Here is a 21,644-nt window from a genome sequence, read left to right on the forward strand (position 1 = left end):
GCCGCGCGAACGTGGTGGCCGTGCCACTGCGCGCGACCCGGGCGAAAATCGAGTGCGTGGCGCGCTCGGGGCGTGGGAGGGTGCAACGATGACGTTGACTGACGGCATCACCATCCGCTCTGCCACCGAGGACGATCTGAGTTCGATCAGGACGCTGGTGGCGACCTCGTTCGGCGCCTACGGGCCCGCGGGCTTCCGCGAACACAGCCGGCAGCTGTTCGCGCCGGCCGACGCGATCGTCGCGGTCGACGACGGTGTGGTGGTCGGGCATGTGAAATCCCGGCGGATGACGGTGACCGTGCCGGGCGAGCGGGCGGTGGACGGCTGCGGGATCGCCGCGGTCGGTGTGGCGCCGACGCATCGGCGGCGCGGGATCCTGCGGGCGATGTACACCGAGCAGCATCGGCGCACCGAGGCGGCGGGACTGGCGCTGACGCTGTTCACGGCCAGCGAGGGCAGCATCTACGGGCGGTTCGGCTACGGACCGGCGGTGCGGGAGAACGCGGTCTCCATCGATCGGCGTTTCGCCGAATTCCGGCCCACCACACCGGATCCGGGCGGCGTGCTGCTCGCCGAAGCGGCCGAGGTCACCGCGCACGTCGAGGCCGTCTACGACCGGTGGCGCAGGTTCACCCCCGGTGTGCAGGTGCGCCCGGCGGCCTCGTGGGCGATGCTGTTCGCCGATCCGGAGCAGGTCCGCGACGGCGGCTCAGAGCTTTTCGCGTTCACCCATCCGGATGGCTATGCGCTGTACCGGAATCATTTCACCGAGTCCGAGCGCACCGTCGACGTGCTGGAGCTGCGGGCGGTCACCGCCGAGGCGCACGCCGCGCTGTGGCGGGCGCTGCTCGGGCTGGATCTGGCGCAGCGGGTGAAAGCCGTACTGGGCGACAATGATCCGCTGCCCTACCTGCTGACCGATCCGCGGCTGGTGCGCACCACCGCCCGCGAGGACGGACTGTGGTTGCGGCTCATGGACATTCCCGCGGCCTTGACCGCGCGCACGTACCGGCGCGACCTGGAACTCGTGCTGGCGGTACAGGATCCGTTCCGCGACGCGGGCGGCACGTTCGCCCTGCGCGTCCGCAACGGCGTCGCCGAGTGCGCGCCCACCACCCGCGCCCCGCAGCTCGAACTCGGCATCGACGTGCTCGCGAGCATGTATCTCGGCGCCTATCCGGCCCGAGTCTTCGCCGCCGCCAACCGGCTCCAGGCCAAGGACCCCGCCGACCTGGCGGCCCTGCAGGAAGCCTTCGGCACCGACCGCGACGCGGTACTCGGCTGGTTCTTCTGAACCCGGCCGGAGCACACGGCCACGTGTGCTCCGGGCCGAGTGCTGGCATGCTGGTGGGTGTGAAGCCGATTCAGCTCGTCCTCAACATCCTCTGGTTGGTGTTCGTCGGTTTCTGGATGGCATTGGGCTACATCCTGGCCGGCGTCATCTGCTGCATCCTGATCATCACGATCCCGTGGGGCATCGCGTCGTTCCGGATCGCCGCCTACGCGCTGTGGCCGTTCGGCCGCACCACGGTGGAGAAGCCGGGCTCGGGTGCGGGCTCGCTGGTCGGCAATATCATCTGGTTCATCGTCGCGGGCTGGTGGCTCGCGCTCGGCCATCTGCTGACCAGCATCCCGCTGTTCATCTCGATCATCGGAATCCCGTTCGGCTGGGCCAACCTCAAACTGATTCCGCTGTCGCTGTTCCCGCTCGGCCGCGACATCGTCGACAGCGACCAGCCGTTCGGCGCGCGCTGAGTTATTCGGATTGGTCGACGATCTGCTTCATGATGCCGACCGCGCGGGTCAGCACCACGATCTGATCCTCGGTCAGACCCGAAAGCTGCTCGGTCATCCAGGCTTCCCTGGCGTTGGTCTCGTCGGCGATCAACGCGCGGCCCGCCTCGGACAGCGACACGATGATCTGGCGGCCGTCGGTGGGGTGCGGTTTGCGCTCGACCAGACCGAGATCGGTGAGCGAGGCGATGACTCTGGTCATCGACGGCGGCTGGACGCGCTCCTTCGCGGCAAGCGCACCCGGGGTCATCGCACCGTCCCGAGAAAGGGTCGCGAGGGCGGACAGCTGGGTCAGCGAAATCTGCGCGTCGGCACGTCGACCACGCAGATGACGCGTCAGCCGGACCACCGCCAGCGAGAGTTCACCGGCGAGGGTTCGAACATCGGATGGCGTTGTCACAGAGGTGAACGATACGGGACCGGTGGCCGACGGACCGGCGTTCTCGCCGGTACGCGCACAGCCGCAGCCACATCGGCGGTGCGCGGGCCGTCCGGCACGCCGCCGTTATGCTGGGTGACGTGACTCAGAACGTGCCGCAGATCCCGCCGCGGCTGACCGATCCGCGGCCCGTGCTCGCGGTCGGCTGCGTGCTCTGGCTGATCGCCACCGTGGTGGTGTGGGCCGGTGGCGATCGGTGGGCGTCGGTACTGCCGGTCTGCCTGATGGGGCTGGTGGTCGGCGGGCTCGCGCTCGGAATCTTCCTGATCCAGCGGCGCGGTGCGCGGCGCGGCGACAAGGGCGCGCAGACCGGGCTCTGAGCGTCAGCGCACCTCGAAGTCGTTGCTGGTGCCCGTGAACGGGTGCAGCGCGCCGTCGGGGCTCAGGCTGTCGGCGTAGTGCTGCAGCCGGTAGCGGCCCGGCGTGGCATCGGCCGGGATATCCCAGGTGAACCGCGCGACCGAGTCCGCGGCACCGCGCTTGCTCCAGTGGAATTTCACCGCCCACTCGCCCTCGTTGGCCACCCGGATCCAGTCGCCCGCGGGATTCCGCCGCTGCACCTCCAGAAAGGTGCCGTTGCGGCGCGGGTTGTGTTTCGGGTGGGCCGAGACGAATTCGGCGACGACCTGAGCACCCGCGCCGTAAACCGGTGCGGGCTGGATCAATACGTCGCCGAAGGCCCGGCCCGGCGGGGTGGTGTCCGGCCCAGCACCCGGCTGGAAGTTGGGTTGCAGGTGGGACACGTCACGCGGGGCGGGCCCGCGCGGCACCTGCTGCCTGGCCGCGAACGCCGTTGCCAGCCGGGTGAATTCCTGCTGATACGCGCCGAGGGTGTAGCGGCCGAACAACGTCGAGGCGCCCTCGTACTGCTGCGCGTCGTATTCCTCGGGGGTGGTGACGTATTCGTGGTAGGCGTTCGCGTAGCCCTGCATGAGGACCTGTTCCAGCGGGACGCCGAGCGCGTCCGCGACCGCCCGGCGCACCCGCAGTCCGGCGGTGATGGTGAATTCCCCACCGGCGGCGGCCAAATAGAGCTCACCGATCCGGACCAGCTGGATCGGCAGCACGTTCGGCACCCAGGCCACCGGCGGCAGCAGGCCGAGCGGCGCGGCGATCGCCTTGGGCGCCTGGGCATCCGCGAGCCACGCCGGCGCGGGCGTGTTCGGGTCGCCGAGCGCCTGCAGGAACGGATTGCGCACGCCTTCCGGGATGGGCACCCCCGGTAGCCCCGGACCGTCCTCGATGCTGCCCGCGATGAGCGAGACGCCCGCCGCGGCCGGCGCGGTGTGCCTGGGCTGCCCGTCCGGGGTGAAACGGCCGTCGACGGCGATATCGGCCAGGTCGATGTAGCAGAGCAGCGCGTCGACCGGTCCGCTGGTCGAGCGGGCCTGCGCCAGCGCGTCTTTCGACGCCCGGTACTGCCGCTCGCCGATGATCCGGGTGTTCTCGAACTCGTCCTCGGTAGGCCCGGAGCCGGGACGCAGGTTCAGGTTCGGCGACATATCGCCCGCGTTGGTCTGCGCGAAGGCCGCGACGAAGCCGGGGTCGCCGTCGAGGTAGCGGACGCCGTGCTCGAGATGCTCGTAGGAGAACGCCGCGTAACCCTTGTTGTCCGCGCTGATCAGTCGATTCTGGTTGGTCATCGAGGTGTTGTGGGTGGCGAACCAGGTGATCGCGCCGACCTGTCGACCGCCCTTGACGAGGGACAGCACCGTGACCGCCGGGTCGATGGCCTCGGGAAAATGTTGTTTGTCGGCAATCGGATTGAGTTCCCAGGCCACCCTCGACCGATTGACGCTCGCGTCGTGCAGTTCGCCGCGCCCCAACGCCAGCGCGCCGGGACCGAGATCGGCGTGCGCGGCCGCGACGGCCTCGACGATGCCGTTCACCTCCGCGTTGTATACCTGCTGCTGAAAACCCATGATGGACAGGTTGTATGCGTAATCGTTGCTGGAGCCGCCACAGGTCGCGTGCGAATGCGTCGAGGTGAGCAACACGTTCTGTTCGGTGTATTGATCGCCGAAGCGGCGCGCGAGTTCGGTCAGGACGCCGCGGTGCACGGACTGGAAAATCATGCCGTTCTCGGCCACCACGAACACGATTCGCCGGCCGCCCGCGCCGATGATGAACGCTCTGGCTCGCGGACGCAGGTGGATGCCGGCGGTCTGCTGCTCGAACTGCGAATAGCCCATCATTCCGCATTCCGCCGCCGGACCGGTGATGTCGGAGAGACCGACACCGATCTCGTAGCCGCCGGAATCCGGCGCCGCGGCGGCCCGCGCGCCCGAGCGCTCGGCCAGGACAGGCACCGTGGCCGCGGCGGCCAGCGTCGCCGAACCGACTACGGTTCGGGCCAGAACGGTTCTGCGCGACAGCGGCATACACGCCTCCTTCGATCCTGATGGCAGCGAACCACACAACTGGTCACTCGTCCAGTCCAGATTTTTCGACCAGCGAATTGACTGCACGCGCCTAGAGCGCTTAACTCCCTGAGGTGTCCTCCCGATTGAGCGTCGAAGAAAGACGGGCCCACCTTATCGAGGCCGCGATCGGTCTTGCCGAAAAAAAGGGCGTTGCGGGCGTGACCACGCGCGATGTCGCCCAGGCGGCGGGCGTCTCGCTTGGTGTGGTCCATTACTGTTTCGAAAACAAGGACGCGCTGATGACCGAGCTGGTCAAGGCGTTGTCGATGGAATTACGAGATTCCGTCGACGCCAATGAAACAGTGTGGCAAGACGTCGGAAGTGGAAAAGAAGCGCTTCAAAAATTGATCCGCGCGGGACTGGAACTCATGTGGCTCAACATTGAGGCAACCCCGGAACGTCAGCTACTCACTTACGAAACAACAACTTACGCACTGCGCGAAGGCGAGCAAACTCCCGCCAAACTCGCGATCGCGCGCGAGCAGTACAACTTCAACGACTCCACCGTCGCCGACATCCTCGAGCACGCGCGCGACGCGACCGCCAACACCTGGTCGGTGCCGCTGCCGTCACTGAGCCGATTCACCCTCAACGTGATCGACGGGGTGGTGCTGCGCTGGCTGGTGGACAACGACAGCGAGGCCGTCCGCGCCCAGCTGGATCTGCTCAGCCAGATGATCGCGGAGTACGCGTCCTGAACCTGGTGCAGCACAGCCGTTCTCGCGCAATCTGAGTTCCCGCACACCGCGCGGAGTCGGGTGCGGGAACTCGGATCGTGCGTGCGCTACCGCGGCGCGTTCGCGTGCACGGTAGTGCCCTCGCGCCACCACGGGACCGTTGTCGTGCGCTCGATCGCGCCGTGCAGCCGCACGGTCAGCTCGTCGTGCAGCACCAACTCCCCGTCCTGCGGCGGTAGCGAAAGAAGTTGGCGCAGCACAACTCCGAGCGGTTCCCCAGACCACGTGGTGCGCCGGCCGGCACTCACCACCTCGGCGGTGACCGACTCCGAGACCAACGGCAGATCGAGCAGCGCGGCCAGCGCGGGCGCGGTCTCGGCGACGCCGACCACCAAGCGGTCCGGCGGCAGTGCGAGGCCGAACCACGGCTGATCGAGGACCAGCGCGTCGGCCGGATCGATGACGGCGCCGGACAGGGCGCGCACCCGGTCGGGCAGTTCGAGGTCGGTGAGCTCGAGCCGATCCGCCGCCACCGCGGCGGCCAATCGCGCATGGGTCCGCGAAATGACCTCGGGTGTAGGCGTATTCGCCGGATCGGCGAGTGCGTCGAGCAGGGCGGCGGCCAATTCGAGGGTGATCACCGCCGGATCGGCGAGCAAGGCGCGGATCGCGGCGGCGTCGTCCGCGAGGCCGGGGACGGCGAAAGTCGGCAGCAGGCCGTCGAATTCGGTGTCCTCGGGGTGCCGGAGCAGGCCGAGCGGGGTGCCCGAGATCCGGGCGTGGGTGCGCAACCACCACGCGGTGTAACCGTCGTGATCGGTGAGCAACCGCCGGGTGCGCGGCGCGGACGCCAGCTGCCACAACGCTTCCGGCCAGGCGTCGTCGTCGATCAGGTCGAGGTCACGGACCGCGGCCAGCTCCCGCGGCTCCTGCGCCAGCGTCGACCACCAGCTGTCCTCGTCGTCCAGGTCGTGATCGGGCCCGGTCGGATCGGATTCGACGACCAAACTGAAATCCCAGCCGACTCGCACGGCCCGAAGGGCTTGCGCGCCATACTGTTCCACCATGGCGGGATCGATCGTATGGAACGGCGAATCCGCCACCAGCAGTTCGTGCAGCGGTGCGTCGGGCAGCAGCAATTCGTCCGCGGGGTGCAGCACACCGTCGGCATCGGGCAATTCGAGCAGGCCGAGCCAGGTCGGCAGTGCCGCGGCGTCGGCATGGGCGGCCAGGCGCAGCACGGCGTCGACCGTATCCGGATCGTCCGGGTGATCCTCGAGCTCGGCGCGCAGGTCCGGCTCGCGCAGCAGCTCCTCGACGGTGGCCGACCGCGCACCCAGCCGGGCCAGCAGCGGGTGCGCGGCATCCGGATGCACCAACCTGGCCCAGTGCACCGGGATCGCGACCTCGAGCTGATCGTCGAGCACCGTCGTGCGCGGTCCGGTGACCAGGCGTCCGTCGGCCAGCGGCACGGCGAGCGCGCCCAATTCCTCGGCGGCCAGCGGGTCCGCCACGAACTGCTCCAGCGCCTCGTACAGCGCGTACCACCATTGCGGCGCCCGCTCCAGACCGCTGGACAATTCCGCCAATCGTGCCAACCCGACCCGATGCACGTCGAGCACACCCAGCGCCTCGGCGTGCCCGCGCCCCGACAACTCGGGAATCACCAAGGGCCCGATCACATCCCCGAGCAGCGCCGCCAATTCCTCCGTGAGGCCGGTGAACGCACTCGCCCGCGTAGGTACTGCGACCTCCGAGGTGGTCTTCCCTGGGAGGTCGAAAAACCCTGATTCGGTGGGAGTTTCGATGTCCGGGTGGTCCTCGGCGGGGGTAGAGGTCTCCAGCGGTAAAGGGTCGAACGGGGCGGCGTGGTCCTCGGTGTTCGTGGGGAGGACGGGGAGCCAAGGGCTGGTGCGGAGTTCGCCGATCACCGCTTCGCGCAGGAGGGCATCGGCTTCGCTGCGGGCGAAGGCGGGACTGGGGACGAGCACCAGTCGGTCGCGGGGTGGCAGTGCGCGGGCGAAATCGGCATAACCGGAGGCCAATTCGGCGAGGCGGGCGCCGGGCAGCAGACGGCGGCGATCCGGCTGCATCGGGACGTCCGCGATCAGCAGCGCGGGCAACGACAGCTCCTCGTCGGAGCGGGTCGGGGCACGCAGCACATCGGGGGCGACGGCGACCGGCCTGCCGTTGCGGACCGGCAGCAGCCAGCGGGCGCGCGGCGTGCGGTAGGACCACCAGATCCGGCGTTCGTCAGCCGGGCCCTCGACGCAGATCTCTTGGAGTCCGTCACCGAGAACGGCCGTGCGGCTGGTGAATTCCGCGGCTTCGACGGTAATGCTCTGCAACGCAGGCAGTTCCAGCAGTAGGTCGACCGCTTCGGCGTGCATCGCCGTGAGCAGTGCGGCGGCGTCGATCTCAGGACGGAGCGCGAGCACCACCTCGGTGTCGAAACCGTCGGCCGGTTGCTTCTCGCTCGGCCAGGCCAGGCGCAAGGCGGGCGGGGCCAGCGCTTCCGCGTCGGGTTCGCCCTGCGCCAGTTGGTCTGCGGTACCGGCGAGTTCGCCGGATCGCAATGCGTCCCGGGTGCGCGCGCGGGAGAACAGGAGCGAACCCGTGGTGGAGCGCAGTTCGATCTCGTCGCTCACCGCCAGCACCGCGGTGAAACCCACACCGAAACGTCCGACATCCGCTGCATCGGACTTCCCGGACGCACGCAGCGCGGTGAGCGCGTGCACACCCGAGACATCCAGCGGCGCACCCGTATTCGCGACATGCAGGACTGAACCGTCGAGCCACACCCGCAACCGGCCGGGCACGCCAGCTTTGGCCGCGGCGTCGGCGGCGTTCTGCGCCAACTCGGTCAGCAGCCGGTCGCGATAGCCGGCGCGAACCAGATCCGCCTCGGTCGCCGCGTCTTCGCGCAGCCGCGTCGGCGAATCACGCCATGCGGCAAGCACCCCCGCCCGCAACGCGGCAGTACCGAACGGATCGGCCGACCCGTTCACCCCTGTCGCGATGACTCGTCCGCCCCACCCTCAGCCGCGTCACCCCGCCGCTCGGCATCCGAGCCCTGCGCCTCGAAACCAGCGTCGGCGGAACGATCTTCGTCGCCAACCTGCTGCGCGCCCGAAGCGGCGGCACCACTCTCGGCAGCCGCGGCTTCCGCCGCGGCGGAAGCGGCGGCCAATGGCTGCGTCTCGCCCACGGGTGCGAGCGGCTGCGTGGCCTCCGGTGACACATCGGACGAGGCTGCAGTGTCCTCCGTAGTGCGAGCCGAGTCGGCCGCACCGGCCGAAACGATCTCCGCACCGGCGGATTCGGCGTACGCACGCGCCGACTCGGACGCCACCGATGCGGCGGTGTCGTCCGCGGCGACTGCTGCCACGACATCCGCCGTGGGCTGCGCGGCAACGGTGTCAGACGGCGCGGCGGCCTCGGCACCCGATGTGGTCGGCTCATGGGCAGCCGGCGGCGCCTCGACCTCGGCCTGCTGCGTGGCAGGCGATTCCGATCCACCAACCGAAACAACGCCCGTACCAGCGATTTCCACATCGCCGCGCGGCGACGCCACGGGCACCTCGACGGTCGGTTCGCCGTTCGCGACGGGCGCGGCACCGGGCTCGGTGTCCGGAGTTCCCGGCGCGGCGTCGGAGATCGTCGCCTCCTCAGCCGGATCGCCCTCGCCGACAGCCGCCGCTGCGGTCGCGTCAGCCAAGGCCGTGCCGCTTTCGCCAGCCGCAGTGTCGACGTTCGACGTTTCGCCCGGAGCCGTCGTCGTAACCGCGGATTCGGCGGCCGCGCGCGGCGGCACCGCAGCGACCTCAACGGTCGGCCCGTCAGTCGGGTCAGCCGATTCGTGCGCGTTGGCGGCGTCTCCGGCCGGAGCGGACGAGTCGTCCGTCCCGGCAGCACTTTCCGCCGATTGCGCGGGAGCGGCGGCTGGTGTTTCGTCTGCAAGGGATTGGCGGAGGTCCGCGGTCGGGATCAGTTCGACTGCGGCGTCGTCGAAGGCCTCGTAGAGGGGGGAGCCGCCGCCGGTGGGGGCGACGGTGTCGGAGTGGGCGCCGCACCCGTAGGCGGCGTGCACAACCCGGCCGTCGGCGCCCATCGCGTTTCCGCAGACGCCGAAGGCGGCGCGCAGGGAACCCGCGAGCGGGAGGTAGAAACCGCACAGGCCGCAGGTCGAGGGGGCGGCCTTGGCCATTTCGGTGTCGGGGCCGTATTCGGCATGCCAGCGTTCGGCCGCGTCCGCGCGACCTTCGAGGCTCATCACCTGGGTGCGGCCGAGGCCGACCTCGAGGGCGACCTCGTCGACGACCGGGTCACCGTTGGCGACGTAGCCGGGCACCAGGCGCGGATCGTTCGGCGGCGGGGCCAGCAGGTCGCCCGGGGCCAGGTCGCCGGGCCGGATCCGCTGATCCCACGGCACGAAGTCGGGTGCGACCAGTGCGTCCGGGCCGGGCAGCAGTGCCGACTCGCTCACCGTCGCGTACTCGGCCTCCGGCGGTGCGGCCACCACGACCGCCCACTGCCAGCCGCGATAGCCGGGCAGGGTGGCTTCGAAGCGATGGGTCGCCGCGCTCTCGTCCTCGGCAGCCACGCCGAGATGCGCCCCGACGCCGGCTGGTTCCAACTCCAGGAGCGCACGGCGGGCCAGATCGACGGCGTCGGCCAGAATCGGCCGGACACCGGACTCAGAAACAGAAACTGCGCTCACCGCCTACATTTTGCCGTATGAAACGCAATCGGCGTTCGTTGGCTGTCGCTCTGCTGGTCGGTCTGGTCATCTTCAGTGGCTGTGGCGCCGCACAGGAGGCCGCACCCGAGCTGAAGATCGAGGTCGTCGCCGTCAGACCGCATGACCCGACCGCCTTCACGCAGGGCCTCGAGATCGACGGCAATGTGCTCTACGAAGGCACCGGACTCTCGGGCGCGTCGAGTGTGCGCGCGACGGACGTACGCACCGGCGAGCAACTGGCCAGGACCGATCTCCCCGCGCCCTTCTTCGGCGAGGGCCTCACCGTCGCCGGGGACACGCTGTGGCAGCTGACCTGGCAGGAGCACACGGCGTTCGCGAGGGATCCGGTCACCTTGGCCGAGCGCGCCCGAGTGCCGTACGAAGGCGAGGGCTGGGGGTTGTGCACCAGGAACGGCCGACTCGTGATGAGCGACGGCACCGACACGCTGACCTTCCGTGATCCGGTCACCTTCGCGCCGACCGGCTCGATCCGGCTGACCAGCCACCAGAGCGCCCGGCTCAACGAGCTCGATTGCGCCGAGGACGGTTCGGTCTACGCCAACGATTGGCCGACCGACACCATCCTGCGCATTGATCCGGAGTCCGGTGAGGTGCTCGCGCGGATCGATGCGAGCAGTCTGTATCCGGCGGCCGCCCGGGTACTCACCGGCAGCGACGCGCTGAACGGGATCGCACAGCTGCCCGGCACCGACCGCTTCCTGCTCGCGGGCAAGAAATGGCCGAGCATGTTCGAGGTCCGCTTCGTGCCCGCCTGAGCCAGGCGGGGCGAGGAGTTCACCACGATTTCGGTTGTGCTCCGCCGGATCGGGCAGCCTGCGGGTATGCACCGTCGTCCGCGACGCGACAAACGTCACCTTCCGCCGACACCTTCGAGCGCGAGTGAACGCCCAGCAGCGAAGTACGACAGAATTGAGGACGTGACTACTCCCCGCGAACCTTCCGGTCCCGACCGTGATCGGTGGGACGGTGGGGAGTATCCGCCGATCGAACGGCATCCCGGCTTCGACCGGTATCCGCCGCCGAATTCGCCGACGCGCCGCGGTCCGTTGCCGCCGTTGGATCCCGATCGGCTCGGCGGGTCGCAGGCCGAGACCCGGCGGCATCCGGCCGCGGATGCCGGGCTACCGCGGCGGCAGGATCCGCCGGGCCGGACACCGCGCCGCGTCTTCCCGAATCGCCCGCAACCGCCGCACGGACCCGAGCCGGAACTCGCCGCGCCGCCACCACCCACCAAGCCGCTCCCCGAACAACCGGCGGCCGCCGACGCCGAACCGACCCAGCCCGGCCCGCAACGGGTGCCGCGCAAGCTGACGGTCACCCGGGTCGCCGCGATGCGCGGCCGCGAACTCACCGAGAAGGGCATCGCCACCTTCCAGCGCGCGGCGAAGGCCGACGGCGCCGACAAATCCGGCCTGACCGCGCTGACCTACGCGACGATGGCCAACTTCGCCCTCGACGCGGCGGTCGCGGTCGCCCTCGCCAACACCCTGTTCTTCGCCAGCGCGACCGCCGAGAGCAAGACGAAAGTCGCGCTGTACCTGCTGATCACGATCGCGCCGTTCGCGGTGATCGCACCGCTGATCGGGCCGATGCTCGACCGGCTGCAGCACGGTCGACGGGTGGCGCTGGCCACCTCGTTCGCGTTGCGCGCCGTCGTCGCGGTGGTGCTGGTGCTCGAATTCGACAGCTGGGCACTGTATCCGCTGGCCCTGTGCATGATGGTCGGCAGTAAATCGTTCTCGGTGCTCAAAAGCGCGGTGACGCCACGCGTGCTACCACCCGATATCGACTTGGTGCGCACCAACTCCCGGCTCACCGTGTTCGGTTTGGTCGGCGGCACGATCGGTGCGGGTGCGATCGCGGGCATTGCCGCGATGGCCGCCGGGTCCAACGGCGCGTTGATCTTCGCCACGCTGATCGCCTGTGCCGGAACCTATCTGAGCCTGCGCATCCCGTCCTGGGTGGAGGTCACCGAGGGCGAGGTGCCCGCGACGCTGAGCTACCACGGCCCCGACGCGCACACCGAAGTGCTCTCGCCGGACAAGGAATCCGCGGTGCCGCCGCGCAAACGCAGGCAGCCGCTGGGCCGTTCGGTGGTGACGGGCCTGTGGGGCAACAGCGCCATCCGCGTGCTGACCGGGTTCCTCACCTTCTACATCGCCTTCGTCGCCAAGGCCACCGAGCACCGGCCGGTGCAGCAGGCCGCGATGCTGGGCGTGGTCGGCGCCGCCGCCGCGATCGGCAACTTCGCGGGCAATGCCACCGGCGCCCGGATCAAGCTGGGCCGGCCGTCGCTGATCGTGCTCGGCTGCACGGCGGCTTGCGCCCTCGTCGCGCTGTTCGCGACGTTCACCAACAACCTGTTGGGCGCGGCGCTGGCCACCCTGGTCGCGGCGGGCACGAGCGCGCTGGCGAAGGTATCGCTGGACGCGCTGATCCAGGACGACCTGCCGCCGGAGTCGATCGCGTCCGGCTTCGGCCGGTCCGAAACCGTGCTGCAGCTCAGCTGGGTGGTCGGCGGCGCGGCCGGCGTGCTGCTGCCGACGGACTACTGGAAGGGCTTCGCGGTGATCACCGCGGTGCTCGTGGTCGGGTTGGTGCAGACCTTCGTCAGCTACCGTGGCCATTCGCTGCTGCCCGGTCTCGGCGGAAATCGTCCGCAACACGCGGAACAGGAAGTTCCCGCGACCAGGCCGATGCCACAGACTTCGAACGCGTACCGCAAGCCGGGGACCGCCGGGGGCGAGACGACACATATCCAACGAGGGATAGGAGATCCCAGCCAGTGAGCGAGCGAACCTTCGACCCAGCGGCTGTGCCGACGGCAGGCCCGCGCCGCGGCGAGGCAGCGGCGTGAAGCGGCTCAACACGCGCACCGTCGTGGCGCTGCTCGTCGCCGGGCTGCTCGTCGTCACCGTCGCCTTCGTCGGCGTGCTCGTCGTGCTGGTCCGCAACGCGGACGAGAAGGATCCGGTGATCACCGCCTACGCGCACGGCAAGACCGTCACCGTCGAGCCATACGTGTATTGCTCGGTGCAGATGGCGGATTGCCGCTACGGCGAGACCGTGCAGCTCGTGGTGCCGCCGAACTATCCGCTGCAGCTCTCGCTGCCGAAGCAGATCGCCGAAGCGCCGTGGCTGGCCCAGGTCGTCTACGCACTCCCCAACGGAGAACGGGTCGATCGCGTGATCAGCCACACCAACTACCCGCAGGGCGCCATGGCCGTCACCATCGAGTCCCGCCCCGAACCGGACCTGCGCCTCGTCGGCCTAGAACTGCAACTGCCGATCCTGGCCAAGGACAAGGACACCGGCAAGGAGTTCTACCTCCCGCACGCCGCCTGGTCCATCAGCACGGCCCCATAGCGAACGGCCGAAGTCGCCAGCACCGCACCACTGATCGCCGCCAGCACCACCACGGAGCGAGTCTTACCGGCGCCCGTCCACTCACGGCCGAACAGCACCACGACGAAGCGAGTCTTACGAGCGACCGTCCACTCACCGCCGAACGGAACCACCACGGAGCGAGTCTTACGAGCGACCGTCCACTCACCGCCGAACGGAACCACCACGGAGCGAGTCTTACGAGCGACCGTCCACTCACCGCCGAACGGAACCACCACGGAGCGAGTTTTACGAGCGACCGTTCGCGGCCGTCTCGTGTCTCAGCTGTCGAAGCGCATGCGCCGAAGGCGCGAGTCTCGACAGCTGAGACACGAGACAAAGGGGCCGCGAACCACGCCGCGGCCACGCGGCCAATATTTCAGTGATCGAGTTCGCGCGCGACGGCGCGGACTACCTCTGAGATGCGTTGCGCGGTCTTGCGATCGGGGTAGCGGCCCTTGCGCAGGTCCGGCTGTACCGTCGCCTCGAGCAGGGTGATCATGTCCTCGACCATGCCGTGCAGTTCGTCCGGCGTGTGGCGGCGCGCGACGGGCTCCTTGCGGGCGCGCTCACGTTCTTGGCCCTGCCGGACCGAGGGCGGCGCCTCGAGCAGCTTCAGGCTCAGCGCCTGCGGGCCACGACGGCCTGCGGCCATGCCGAACTCGACGCGCTGCCCGGGCTTCAGTCCTTCGACGCCATCGGGCAGCGCGGACGACCGGACGTAGACGTCCTCCCCCTCGTCCTGGGAAAGGAAGCCGAAGCCCTTTTCGACGTCGTACCACTTCACCCTGCCGGTCGGCACTGCGCTCACCCGTTCATCATCGAAAACTCGGACCCCGACGGCCCGAGCACACTGGTCCACGGAACCCGCTGCGGCACAGCGCCACGAGCAGGTTCTTTTCTCTTTGCGAAAAGAACGCGCCCTGCAGGGATGCGGGACGCGAGTGCCTACGAGTCTACCCCGGTGCGAATAACGCAAGCACATCAGTTTTACGGTCGTGCGGTGACGAACCCTTCCGCTCCGCCCCCGCCGCGCAAGCCGGGTGACTGGTTGCTACAGGTCGCGCTGAGCCTGTTCGCGCTGGGATTGCTGGCGATCTTCGCGATCTTCCTGATCCCGGTGTTCTCCGATTCGACGCCGGGGCTGTGGCTCTACTTCGGCGCGATGCTCGTGCCGCTCGGCCTGCTGGTCGCGGTGGTCTACGCGTTGCGCGCCGGCCGGCGCTCGCGCTGACCCAACCGCGTCCGACCGCCGAGGTACGAACCGGTTACCCGAGCCTTTCGTTACCGAATCCCAGTTGTGATCCTCGTCACATAACGGGGAGGTCACGGACCGGTGACGGCCCGACACTGGCCGGACGGCACTGCTTCTAGCTGCGGAGAAGGTCTTTCGCCCGCTCTGATACCGCACCGAGACCCGCTCGTACACGCCGGTTACCAAATGGTGATTTTTCTCCGGGATCGACGTACGGTCTTATCCAGCCGGGACGACCGGCTACCACCGGCCCGCCGCACCGAACCTCGCCCCGCGGGTACCGGACCCCCGACGGAAACGTAGGGGCGAGGGCGGGCATGACGACCTCTCAGTCCAGCCCGATCGATGACCTCGCAGGTGCGCCGAGAGGAAGACGAACCCGATATGAGTGGACGCCATCGCAAGCCAAGCTCGACCGGTCGCACGGTAGCCAAGGTCGCCGTGACCGGCGCGATCATGGGCACCGCAGGTGTGGCCCTCGCAGGCAACGCCAGCGCGGCACCCGACTCCGACTGGGATCGCCTCGCACAGTGTGAGGCCGGCGGTAACTGGGGCATCAACACCGGCAACGGTTTCCAAGGCGGACTTCAGTTCTCGCCCAGCACCTGGAAGGCCCACGGCGGCGGCGAGTACGCGGCCAGCGCCAACCAGGCCACCCGCGAACAGCAGATCGCGGTCGCCGAGAAGGTGCTCGCCTCGCAGGGTTGGGGTGCCTGGCCCAGCTGCTCGGCCAACCTCGGCCTCAGCAGCGCGCCCACGCCGCGCTCCGCGCCCACCACCAGCGAAACCCCGCGCTGGAACCCCGAGCCCGCGCCGCAGGCCGCTCAGGCCGCGCCGGACAGCACTCAGGAAGTCTTCAACGCGGTCGACCGCGCCCTCGCGGTCGTGCAGGGCCAGGGCATCCAGGTGCCCAAGGAAGCCTTCGACTTCTTCAACGCCGCCAAGGCCAGTGGCACCAAGCTCGACCCGAACATCGTGAACTTCTACGAGGCCAACAAGGGACTGCTTCCCTCCTGAGGTACTCATGAAGAAGGGCCCCGCATCCGAGGATGTGGGGCCCTTCTTCGTATCTGCGGACTTTCCGTCCGGAGATCAGCGATTGATCACCGTGTTCGGGTGCATGTAGGGCAGCTGATCCGCCGGGACCGGAAACTCGGTGTCCTCACCGTACGGCGAGAGCCCACCGGAACGGGTCGACGAAAGTTCGGTGACCGCGTGGTCACCATCGGCGACCTTGGGCCAACCGTTGTCGACATACGGTTTCTTCGATTTGTTCACCACGGCCCCCATTCTGGCATGTCCCGCTCGCCGAGCAACTTCGCCGCTGCCTATTAGGCTGGTAAGGATCGGCATGAGACGAAACGACTGATCTCGGGAGCACATGGGTAACTCGTCGGGCACGCCCGAAACCAAGCCAAGCACCGAACCACCGGCCCGCAGCGCAAGTCCCGGGGCACCCAGGACCGGCAGAAGTCGCGGAGAGGCGGGCAAGCCCTCGACCTCCCTTGCCGGATGGCTCGGTGCACGTAGTGATGCCCAATTGGTGACGCTGCTCGAACTCCGGCCCGATCTGGCCGTGCCGCTGCCGTCCTCGATGGCGGTGCTCGCCGCGCGTGCCGAGCAGCGGGCCTCGGTGCTGCGCGCCACCGACGACCTGGACACCCTCGATTTCGCGATCCTGGAAACCCTTGCCGTGCACGGGGTGACACGTACCGAGAGCAACGGCGCGCCGCTGCGTCGGGCCGAGTTGCACGTGCAGCTGAACGAACGCGTGAGCGCCGCGGCGATCGACGCGGCGCTCACCCGATTGACCGATCGCGCGCTGGTCTGGTTTGTCGAGGACGAGCTGCATCTGGTCACCGCGGCCGTCGAGGCGCTGCCGTGGCCGATCGGCAGCACCACCGAGATCCCCGACGCCCTCACCGAACCCGAGGTGCGCACGGCGCTGCCCGAGCTTCCCGCCGCCGCCAGGGCACTGCTCGACAAGCTGGCCACCACCGGCCCGCGGGGGCGCACGAAGGACGCCGCACCGGGCACCCCGGCGGACCGGCCGATCCAGCAGCTACTCGCCCGCAGACTGGTGCATCGCATCGATGACGAGACGGTGGAATTGCCGGTCACGGTCGGCCAGGTGCTGCGCAACGAACCCGTGACGCACCCGCACGCGTTGACCCCGCCCAAGCCGAAAGCCAAGAAGCACACCTCCGCCGAGGTGAACGCGGTGGCCGCGGGTGAGGTGGGCGAGTTGCTGCGGCACTGCGCCGCGATCATCGACGCGCTCGGGCAGGCGCCCGCGCCCGCGTTGCGCGCGGGTGGCCTCGGCGTGCGCGAATTGCGCCGCGTCGCCAAGCAGACCGGGATCGACGAGCCGCGCGCCGGTTTGCTGGTCGAGCTGCTGGCCGCCGCGAAACTGATCGAAAAGGGTTTGCCGGACCCGCCGCCGGAGCTCGATTCGACCGACGATTTCTGGGCGCCGACCCCGGCCGTGGAGGCCTGGCTGGAGGCTCCACTCGCCCGGCGCTGGGCGGCCCTGGCCGTCGCCTGGCTCGAATTGGACCGGATGCCATGGATGATCGGCATGCGCGACGCCAACGACAAACCGCTCGCGGCGCTCGCGCTGGAGCTGCGTAACCCGCACGCGCCGCGCGACCGCCACGCCATCCTCGGCCTGCTCGCCGAGTATCCGTCCGGCAGTGCCCTCACGCCCGCCGATATCGGCCGCGTGCTCGCGTGGCGGCAACCGCGCTGGCGCAGGCACTTCCGGCTCGAGGCGGTCGAGCACACGCTCGCCGAGGCGGCCGCGCTCGGCTTCGTCGGGCGCGACGCGCTCGGCTCCGCGGCGCGGGCGCTGCTGCACGGCGAAGCGAGCAGCGCGGCCGACGCCGAGGCGGAGATGGAGGCGGCGCTGCCCGCCCCGGTCGACCATGTGCTGGTCCAAGCCGATCTCACGGTGATCGCGCCCGGACCGCTGACCGCCGAGCTACAGCACCGGGTCGCGCTGGTCGCCGATGTCGAATCCGCGGGCGCCGCAACGGTTTACCGAATCAGCGAGACCTCGGTTCGGCGGGCGCTCGATGCCGGGTTGACCGCGGCGGAACTGCACGCGCTGTTCACCAAACACTCGCGGACGCCGATTCCGCAGGCACTCACCTACCTGATCGACGATGTGGCGCGGCGGCACGGGCAGCTGCGGGCCGGCATGGCGCAGTCGTTCCTGCGCAGCGACGACCCCGCCTTGCTGGCCCAGGTGCTGGCCGCCCCGGTGGCGGGCACGCTGGCGCTGCGCGCGATCGCACCGACGGTCGCCATCGCGCAGGCGCCGCTCGGCGAGGTGCTCGAGCAGCTGCGGGCGGCCGGTTTCGCACCGGCGGGCGAGGATTCGGCGGGCGTCATCGTGGATCTGCGGCAGCGCGGCGCGCGGATTTCCATCCGGCCCAATGCCAGGCAGCCGTGGCGGCCGACGCCGCCGAGCACCGAACAGCTGGAGTTGCTCGTCACCGAACTGCGGGCGGCCGAACGCGCCACCAGCGCCCGTTCGGCGCAAGCGGTCCGCACGGACGGCACCAGGACCAACACCGCCGCGACGCTGGCGCTGCTGCAATTGGCGGCGCGGGTGCGCCGACCGGTCAATATCGGCTACGTGGACGCGCAGGGCGTCGCGACGCAGCGCGTGGTGGAACCGCTCAAGGTGGGCAACGGCCAGCTGGACGCGCTGGACCCGGTGACGGGGGCGATCCGGCACTTCACGTTGCACCGGATCGCTTCCGTCGCCCTCATCGAATGATCGAAGGGATCAGGCCTGCGGCTTGGCCAGGCAGAAGGTGATCTTCGGCGCCTCGGAGATGAGCCGGAAGCTGGTGGCGTCCGTGCCGCACAGCAGTTCGTCGGCCTCGCCGTCGATCCGCTTCACCACCTTGAAGGTCGCCTCGCTGGACGTGCAGGCCACGTGCTTGTACCCGGTGGTCGTGCTCTCGTTGTAGCAGGCGTCCTGCTTGAAGTTGGGCGCGAGGCACAGGAAAGCGGTGGTGCCGCCGCCCAGGGTCTCCTCGTAGGAGGTGTAGTCGGTCGCGCATTCGACCTTCTTGTCGTTCGACTGCGCGACCTTGTACACGGCCTTCTCCGACGAGCAGTCGATCGGCTCGGTCTTGGCGTCGGTGGACGATCCCGTGATGACGTTGATGCAGTCGCCGACCTTGGCCTTGGCCGTGTCGGACTTGCTCGCGTCCTTGGCCGCGGAACAGCCGACCACCGTGACCACCACCGCGGCCACCGCTACGAGGGCGAGCACCACACGTGCCAGCAACCTCGCTCCTGGAAACTTCACCTGAAAACCTCTCTCACCGAACACATTCACGCCGGTCGCGAACGCGGTGAGAATACCCGGACGCGCGACACGCCCGCATCAACTCCAGGGTTGATGCCCCGCCTCGGCTCACCAGATGGTGCCCCACATGCCGAGCAGCGAGTAGCCGAGGATGCTCGGGAGCAGACGGCCGAGCAATTGGAGTCCAAAGTAATTCACTAGCAATGCCTTTCGCGCATGACCACAACGTGGACACTCGTCCGATACGTGGTCTCTGTCGGTTCCTGCGAGCAAGTCGTTACGCTTGGTCAGTATGACCCTGGACGACATCGCCGTCGACCTGTACGGGCTCCCGCCGAACGAGTTCGTGCCGGCGCGCACCGCCCAGGTCAAGACCGCCAAGGACGCGGGCGACAAGGAACTCGCGGCCGCGATCGGCAAGTTGCGCAAACCGACGGTCACCGCGTGGACGGCGAACCTGCTGGCCCGTGCGGTGCCGGACGAGGTCGAAGCGCTGTTGCAACTGGGTGCCGCGTTGCGCACCGCCCAGCAGCGGCTGTCCGGCGACGAACTGCGCACCCTCACCGGACAACGCCAGCAGGCGGTCAACGCGCTGGCGAAGAAGGCGGGCGCGCTCGCGGCCGAGCAGGGGCACCCGGTGAGCGAGAACGTGCTGCGCGAGGTCGGGCAGACCCTGACCGCGGCGCTCGCCGACCCGGAGGTCGCCGACCTGGTACGCACCGGCACCTTGGCCACCGCACAGACCTACTCGGGCTTCGGCCCGTCCGGTCCCGGCCTCGTGGCGGTCGACGATCCCCCCGCCGAACCGCCGCAGGACACCACAGCCGACGACGACGCACGCCGCGAATTGGACGACGCACTGGAAGCTCTCGAGTCCGCCCGCGCGGCAAAGGATTCCGCCGCCGAAGAGGCCGAGCAGGCGACGAATCGACTGGGCGACATCGATTCCCGGATCGCCGAGCTGAAAGACGCGCTCGCGCACGCCGAGCAGGAGCGTCAGTTCGGCCGCACCGCCGAGCGCGCGGCGCAGGACCGATTACGTACGGCCGAGCGACAACTCGACCGGGTCGAGCGGTGGGTGGCGCGGGCCCGCGAGCGCGTCGCGGACTGACGACAGCGGTGCGCGGCTCAGCTGCGCAGGCTGCCCGGGTAGAGATACTCGTCCGGCGGCGGGGCGGCCTGATCGAGCCAGGCACCGAAGAAGCCGGTGAGATCCGTCGGCGATTTGGACTGCACGAACTTGCGGAACTCCGGCATCGACGCGTTACCGTAGACGTGATTCATGTTGAATTCCCTTACCGCGCCGAAGAACGCGGCGTCGCCGAGTTGCCTGCGCAGCGCGTGCAGGAACAGCGGGCCGCGGTAGTAGACGGAGGTGAATTCGTTTCCGGCGCCCGGGTTCGCCAGCGGGATCTGCCAGAACTCGTTGTTGTCCAGGTACTTCTGCAGCGTCTGGCGATACTCCGCGTCGACGTCCTTGCCCTCCTTCTGCTCCGGCCACAGGTAGTCGGCGGTGTAGCTGGCGAAGCATTCGTTCAGGCAGATATCGGACCACTGGCGCACCGACACCGAATCGCCCCACCACTGGTGTGCGATCTCGTGCACCACGGTCGGCAGATCGGTCCACGGCGCGTAGATCGGCCGGGTCTGGGTCTCCAGCGAGAACATGATGTCGGCATCCACGTAGATGCCGCCCGAGGTCTCGAACGGGTAAGGGCCGTACAGGCTTTCGATGAAGTCGAGGATCTCCGGCAGCCGCTGCTCGGTCTCCCGGTTGCGCTCGGCCTCCGGGGCGAAGGCGCTGATCAGCGGGGTGCCGTCGGCGCGGCGCTGCTCCAGGAAGCTGAACTTGTCGATCGCGACCGTGGTCAGGTAACCGACCACCGGCTGGTTCACCGCCCAGCTGACCGTGCGCCGGTCGCCCTGCACCGCGTCCTGCGTGCGCAGACCGTTGGAGACCACCTCCCACTCCGCCGGGACCGTCGCGTGCAGCGCGAAAGTCGCCTTGTCCAGCGGCGTGTCGTTGAGCGGGTACCAGGTCGAGGCGGAGTGCGGCTCGCCTGCGGCGAAGGCGCCGCCGCTCGGCGCGTAGGTCCAGCCGTCACCCTCGGTGTTCTCGGCGGTGCCCGCGTAGTCCACGGTCACGGTGAACAACAGGCCGGGCAGCAGCGGCAGCATCGGGGTCACGGTGAGTTCGTGCTCGCCGTTGCGGGCGAACGACGCGGGCTGGTTGTTCACCGAGACCCTCCGCACGTCCGGACCCGCGAAATCCAGGTTGAACATGCGCAACGCCTGGGTGGCGACGGCATCGATCCGGGTGGACCCGGTGAGCTGATGACTCGGCGGGTCGTACTCGATGGTGACGTCGTAGTGGCGGGCGTCGTAGCCGCCGTTGCCGTCCAGCGGGTAGTACGGATCCCCGAGACCCGGCGCACCGACCGTCGGATCCGGCGGCGGGTCTGCCGCGGCGGGCACCGAGACGGTGACGAGCGCTCCGGCGACCGCGGCACATACCAAGCCGGCGAACCTCATTCGCACACCACCCCTTTTTCGCCGCCGGGCATTTCGGTACGGGCGTACCGAGCC

General features: G+C 69.1%; 19 protein-coding genes and 1 pseudogene. 11 read left to right on the forward strand and 9 right to left on the reverse strand.

Going from position 1 to position 21,644, the window contains the following annotated elements; genetic code table 11:
• Window positions 1-88 precede the first annotated feature (88 nt).
• Window positions 89-1,294 (forward strand): GNAT family N-acetyltransferase, encoded by a 1,206-nt coding sequence (locus tag TY25_RS01745; protein ID WP_042253640.1) that lies wholly within the window; start codon window positions 89-91, stop codon window positions 1,292-1,294.
• Window positions 1,295-1,362: 68 nt separating this feature from the next.
• Window positions 1,363-1,755 carry a YccF domain-containing protein gene (locus tag TY25_RS01750; RefSeq protein ID WP_226887512.1) on the forward strand — a complete coding sequence of 131 codons (393 nt, stop codon included), beginning with the start codon at window positions 1,363-1,365 and terminating at the stop codon, window positions 1,753-1,755.
• A gap of 1 nt (window position 1,756) precedes the next feature.
• Here the strand turns inward: TY25_RS01750 and TY25_RS01755 are convergent, their stop codons facing one another.
• The gene (locus tag TY25_RS01755) at window positions 1,757-2,194 is read right to left on the reverse strand and encodes an Rv0880 family HTH-type transcriptional regulator (protein ID WP_042253569.1); all 438 of its coding nucleotides are present in this window, start codon (window positions 2,192-2,194) and stop codon (window positions 1,757-1,759) included.
• Between the two features lie 107 nt (window positions 2,195-2,301).
• Between TY25_RS01755 and TY25_RS01760 the strand changes: the two genes are divergently transcribed.
• Window positions 2,302-2,553 carry a DUF2530 domain-containing protein gene (locus tag TY25_RS01760; RefSeq protein ID WP_042253573.1) on the forward strand — a complete coding sequence of 84 codons (252 nt, stop codon included), beginning with the start codon at window positions 2,302-2,304 and terminating at the stop codon, window positions 2,551-2,553.
• A 3-nt stretch (window positions 2,554-2,556) separates the two neighbouring features.
• Here the strand turns inward: TY25_RS01760 and TY25_RS01765 are convergent, their stop codons facing one another.
• Window positions 2,557-4,614 (reverse strand): neutral/alkaline ceramidase, encoded by a 2,058-nt coding sequence (locus tag TY25_RS01765; protein ID WP_042253574.1) that lies wholly within the window; start codon window positions 4,612-4,614, stop codon window positions 2,557-2,559.
• Window positions 4,615-4,739: 125 nt separating this feature from the next.
• Between TY25_RS01765 and TY25_RS01770 the strand changes: the two genes are divergently transcribed.
• Entirely contained in the window at window positions 4,740-5,354 is a 615-nt protein-coding gene (locus TY25_RS01770) for a TetR/AcrR family transcriptional regulator (protein WP_226887073.1), read from the forward strand.
• Between the two features lie 86 nt (window positions 5,355-5,440).
• Here the strand turns inward: TY25_RS01770 and TY25_RS01775 are convergent, their stop codons facing one another.
• Both TY25_RS01775 and TY25_RS43820 read right to left on the reverse strand, forming a co-directional pair.
• On the reverse strand, window positions 5,441-8,341 hold the full coding sequence (locus TY25_RS01775; RefSeq protein WP_042253575.1) for a sacsin N-terminal ATP-binding-like domain-containing protein: 2,901 nt from the start codon (window positions 8,339-8,341) through the stop codon (window positions 5,441-5,443).
• A 979-nt stretch (window positions 8,342-9,320) separates the two neighbouring features.
• Window positions 9,321-10,053, reverse strand: a pseudogene (locus tag TY25_RS43820) (DUF3027 domain-containing protein); the annotation flags it as partial.
• Window positions 10,054-10,070: 17 nt separating this feature from the next.
• Between TY25_RS43820 and TY25_RS01785 the strand changes: the two are divergent.
• The 3 genes from TY25_RS01785 to TY25_RS01795 all read left to right on the forward strand — a co-directional run bounded on the left by TY25_RS01785 (window position 10,071) and on the right by TY25_RS01795 (window position 13,461).
• Window positions 10,071-10,850: a glutaminyl-peptide cyclotransferase gene (locus TY25_RS01785; protein ID WP_052382737.1), complete on the forward strand. Its 780-nt coding sequence runs from the start codon at window positions 10,071-10,073 to the stop codon at window positions 10,848-10,850.
• A gap of 162 nt (window positions 10,851-11,012) precedes the next feature.
• Window positions 11,013-12,884 (forward strand): MFS transporter, encoded by a 1,872-nt coding sequence (locus TY25_RS01790; protein WP_042253583.1) that lies wholly within the window; start codon window positions 11,013-11,015, stop codon window positions 12,882-12,884.
• A gap of 64 nt (window positions 12,885-12,948) precedes the next feature.
• Window positions 12,949-13,461 (forward strand): DUF2771 domain-containing protein, encoded by a 513-nt coding sequence (locus TY25_RS01795; RefSeq protein WP_042253584.1) that lies wholly within the window; start codon window positions 12,949-12,951, stop codon window positions 13,459-13,461.
• On the opposite strand, the gene TY25_RS42345 is transcribed toward TY25_RS01795, so the two are convergent.
• Together TY25_RS42345 and TY25_RS01800 are read right to left on the reverse strand one after the other, a co-directional pair.
• The gene (locus tag TY25_RS42345) at window positions 13,419-13,718 is read right to left on the reverse strand and encodes a hypothetical protein (protein ID WP_146154096.1); all 300 of its coding nucleotides are present in this window, start codon (window positions 13,716-13,718) and stop codon (window positions 13,419-13,421) included. The two genes, TY25_RS01795 and TY25_RS42345, sit on opposite strands and share 43 nt — an antisense overlap.
• Window positions 13,719-13,858: 140 nt before the next feature.
• On the reverse strand, window positions 13,859-14,281 hold the full coding sequence (locus TY25_RS01800; RefSeq protein WP_014981543.1) for a cold-shock protein: 423 nt from the start codon (window positions 14,279-14,281) through the stop codon (window positions 13,859-13,861).
• Between the two features lie 201 nt (window positions 14,282-14,482).
• On the opposite strand from TY25_RS01800, the gene TY25_RS01805 reads away from it, so the two are divergent.
• Both TY25_RS01805 and TY25_RS01810 read left to right on the forward strand, forming a co-directional pair.
• Window positions 14,483-14,713, forward strand: a complete 231-nt coding sequence (locus tag TY25_RS01805) for a hypothetical protein (protein ID WP_042253585.1) — start codon at window positions 14,483-14,485, stop codon at window positions 14,711-14,713.
• Window positions 14,714-15,118: 405 nt separating this feature from the next.
• Window positions 15,119-15,751: a resuscitation-promoting factor Rpf1 domain-containing protein gene (locus tag TY25_RS01810; RefSeq protein WP_029899875.1), complete on the forward strand. Its 633-nt coding sequence runs from the start codon at window positions 15,119-15,121 to the stop codon at window positions 15,749-15,751.
• A 75-nt stretch (window positions 15,752-15,826) separates the two neighbouring features.
• Here TY25_RS01810 and TY25_RS01815 read toward each other — a convergent pair whose 3' ends face one another.
• Window positions 15,827-16,015, reverse strand: a complete 189-nt coding sequence (locus tag TY25_RS01815; protein WP_014981540.1) for a hypothetical protein — start codon at window positions 16,013-16,015, stop codon at window positions 15,827-15,829.
• Between the two features lie 100 nt (window positions 16,016-16,115).
• Between TY25_RS01815 and TY25_RS01820 the strand changes: the two genes are divergently transcribed.
• Complete coding sequence (locus TY25_RS01820; protein WP_174484627.1) at window positions 16,116-18,518, forward strand: helicase-associated domain-containing protein; 2,403 nt, start codon at window positions 16,116-16,118, stop codon at window positions 18,516-18,518.
• Window positions 18,519-18,527: 9 nt separating this feature from the next.
• On the opposite strand, the gene TY25_RS01825 is transcribed toward TY25_RS01820, so the two are convergent.
• Window positions 18,528-19,037: an LppU/SCO3897 family protein gene (locus tag TY25_RS01825; RefSeq protein WP_226887074.1), complete on the reverse strand. Its 510-nt coding sequence runs from the start codon at window positions 19,035-19,037 to the stop codon at window positions 18,528-18,530.
• A 313-nt stretch (window positions 19,038-19,350) separates the two neighbouring features.
• Here TY25_RS01825 and TY25_RS01830 point away from each other — a divergent pair, with 313 nt between their 5' ends.
• Entirely contained in the window at window positions 19,351-20,169 is an 819-nt protein-coding gene (locus TY25_RS01830) for a coiled-coil domain-containing protein (RefSeq protein ID WP_042253587.1), read from the forward strand.
• 17 nt (window positions 20,170-20,186) lie between these two features.
• Here TY25_RS01830 and TY25_RS01835 read toward each other — a convergent pair whose 3' ends face one another.
• Window positions 20,187-21,590 carry a M1 family metallopeptidase gene (locus TY25_RS01835; RefSeq protein ID WP_042253589.1) on the reverse strand — a complete coding sequence of 468 codons (1,404 nt, stop codon included), beginning with the start codon at window positions 21,588-21,590 and terminating at the stop codon, window positions 20,187-20,189.
• Window positions 21,591-21,644: the final 54 nt, after the last annotated feature.

This window comes from Nocardia brasiliensis NBRC 14402, from assembly GCF_000308475.2.
Lineage (GTDB): Bacteria > Actinomycetota > Actinomycetes > Mycobacteriales > Mycobacteriaceae > Nocardia > Nocardia brasiliensis.

Excerpts from the sequence above, each read along its gene's own strand:
- TY25_RS01820 (WP_174484627.1), top strand. The coding sequence starts at position 16,116 with ATGGGTAACTCGTCGGGCACGCCCGAAACCAAGCCAAGCACCGAACCA.
- TY25_RS01830 (WP_042253587.1), top strand. The coding sequence starts at position 19,351 with ATGACCCTGGACGACATCGCCGTCGACCTGTACGGGCTCCCGCCGAAC.
- TY25_RS01760 (WP_042253573.1), top strand. The coding sequence starts at position 2,302 with ATGCTGGGTGACGTGACTCAGAACGTGCCGCAGATCCCGCCGCGGCTG.
- TY25_RS01745 (WP_042253640.1), top strand. The coding sequence starts at position 89 with ATGACGTTGACTGACGGCATCACCATCCGCTCTGCCACCGAGGACGAT.
- TY25_RS01785 (WP_052382737.1), top strand. The coding sequence starts at position 10,071 with ATGAAACGCAATCGGCGTTCGTTGGCTGTCGCTCTGCTGGTCGGTCTG.
- TY25_RS01765 (WP_042253574.1), bottom strand. The coding sequence starts at position 4,614 with ATGCCGCTGTCGCGCAGAACCGTTCTGGCCCGAACCGTAGTCGGTTCG.
- TY25_RS01835 (WP_042253589.1), bottom strand. The coding sequence starts at position 21,590 with ATGAGGTTCGCCGGCTTGGTATGTGCCGCGGTCGCCGGAGCGCTCGTC.
- TY25_RS01810 (WP_029899875.1), top strand. The coding sequence starts at position 15,119 with ATGAGTGGACGCCATCGCAAGCCAAGCTCGACCGGTCGCACGGTAGCC.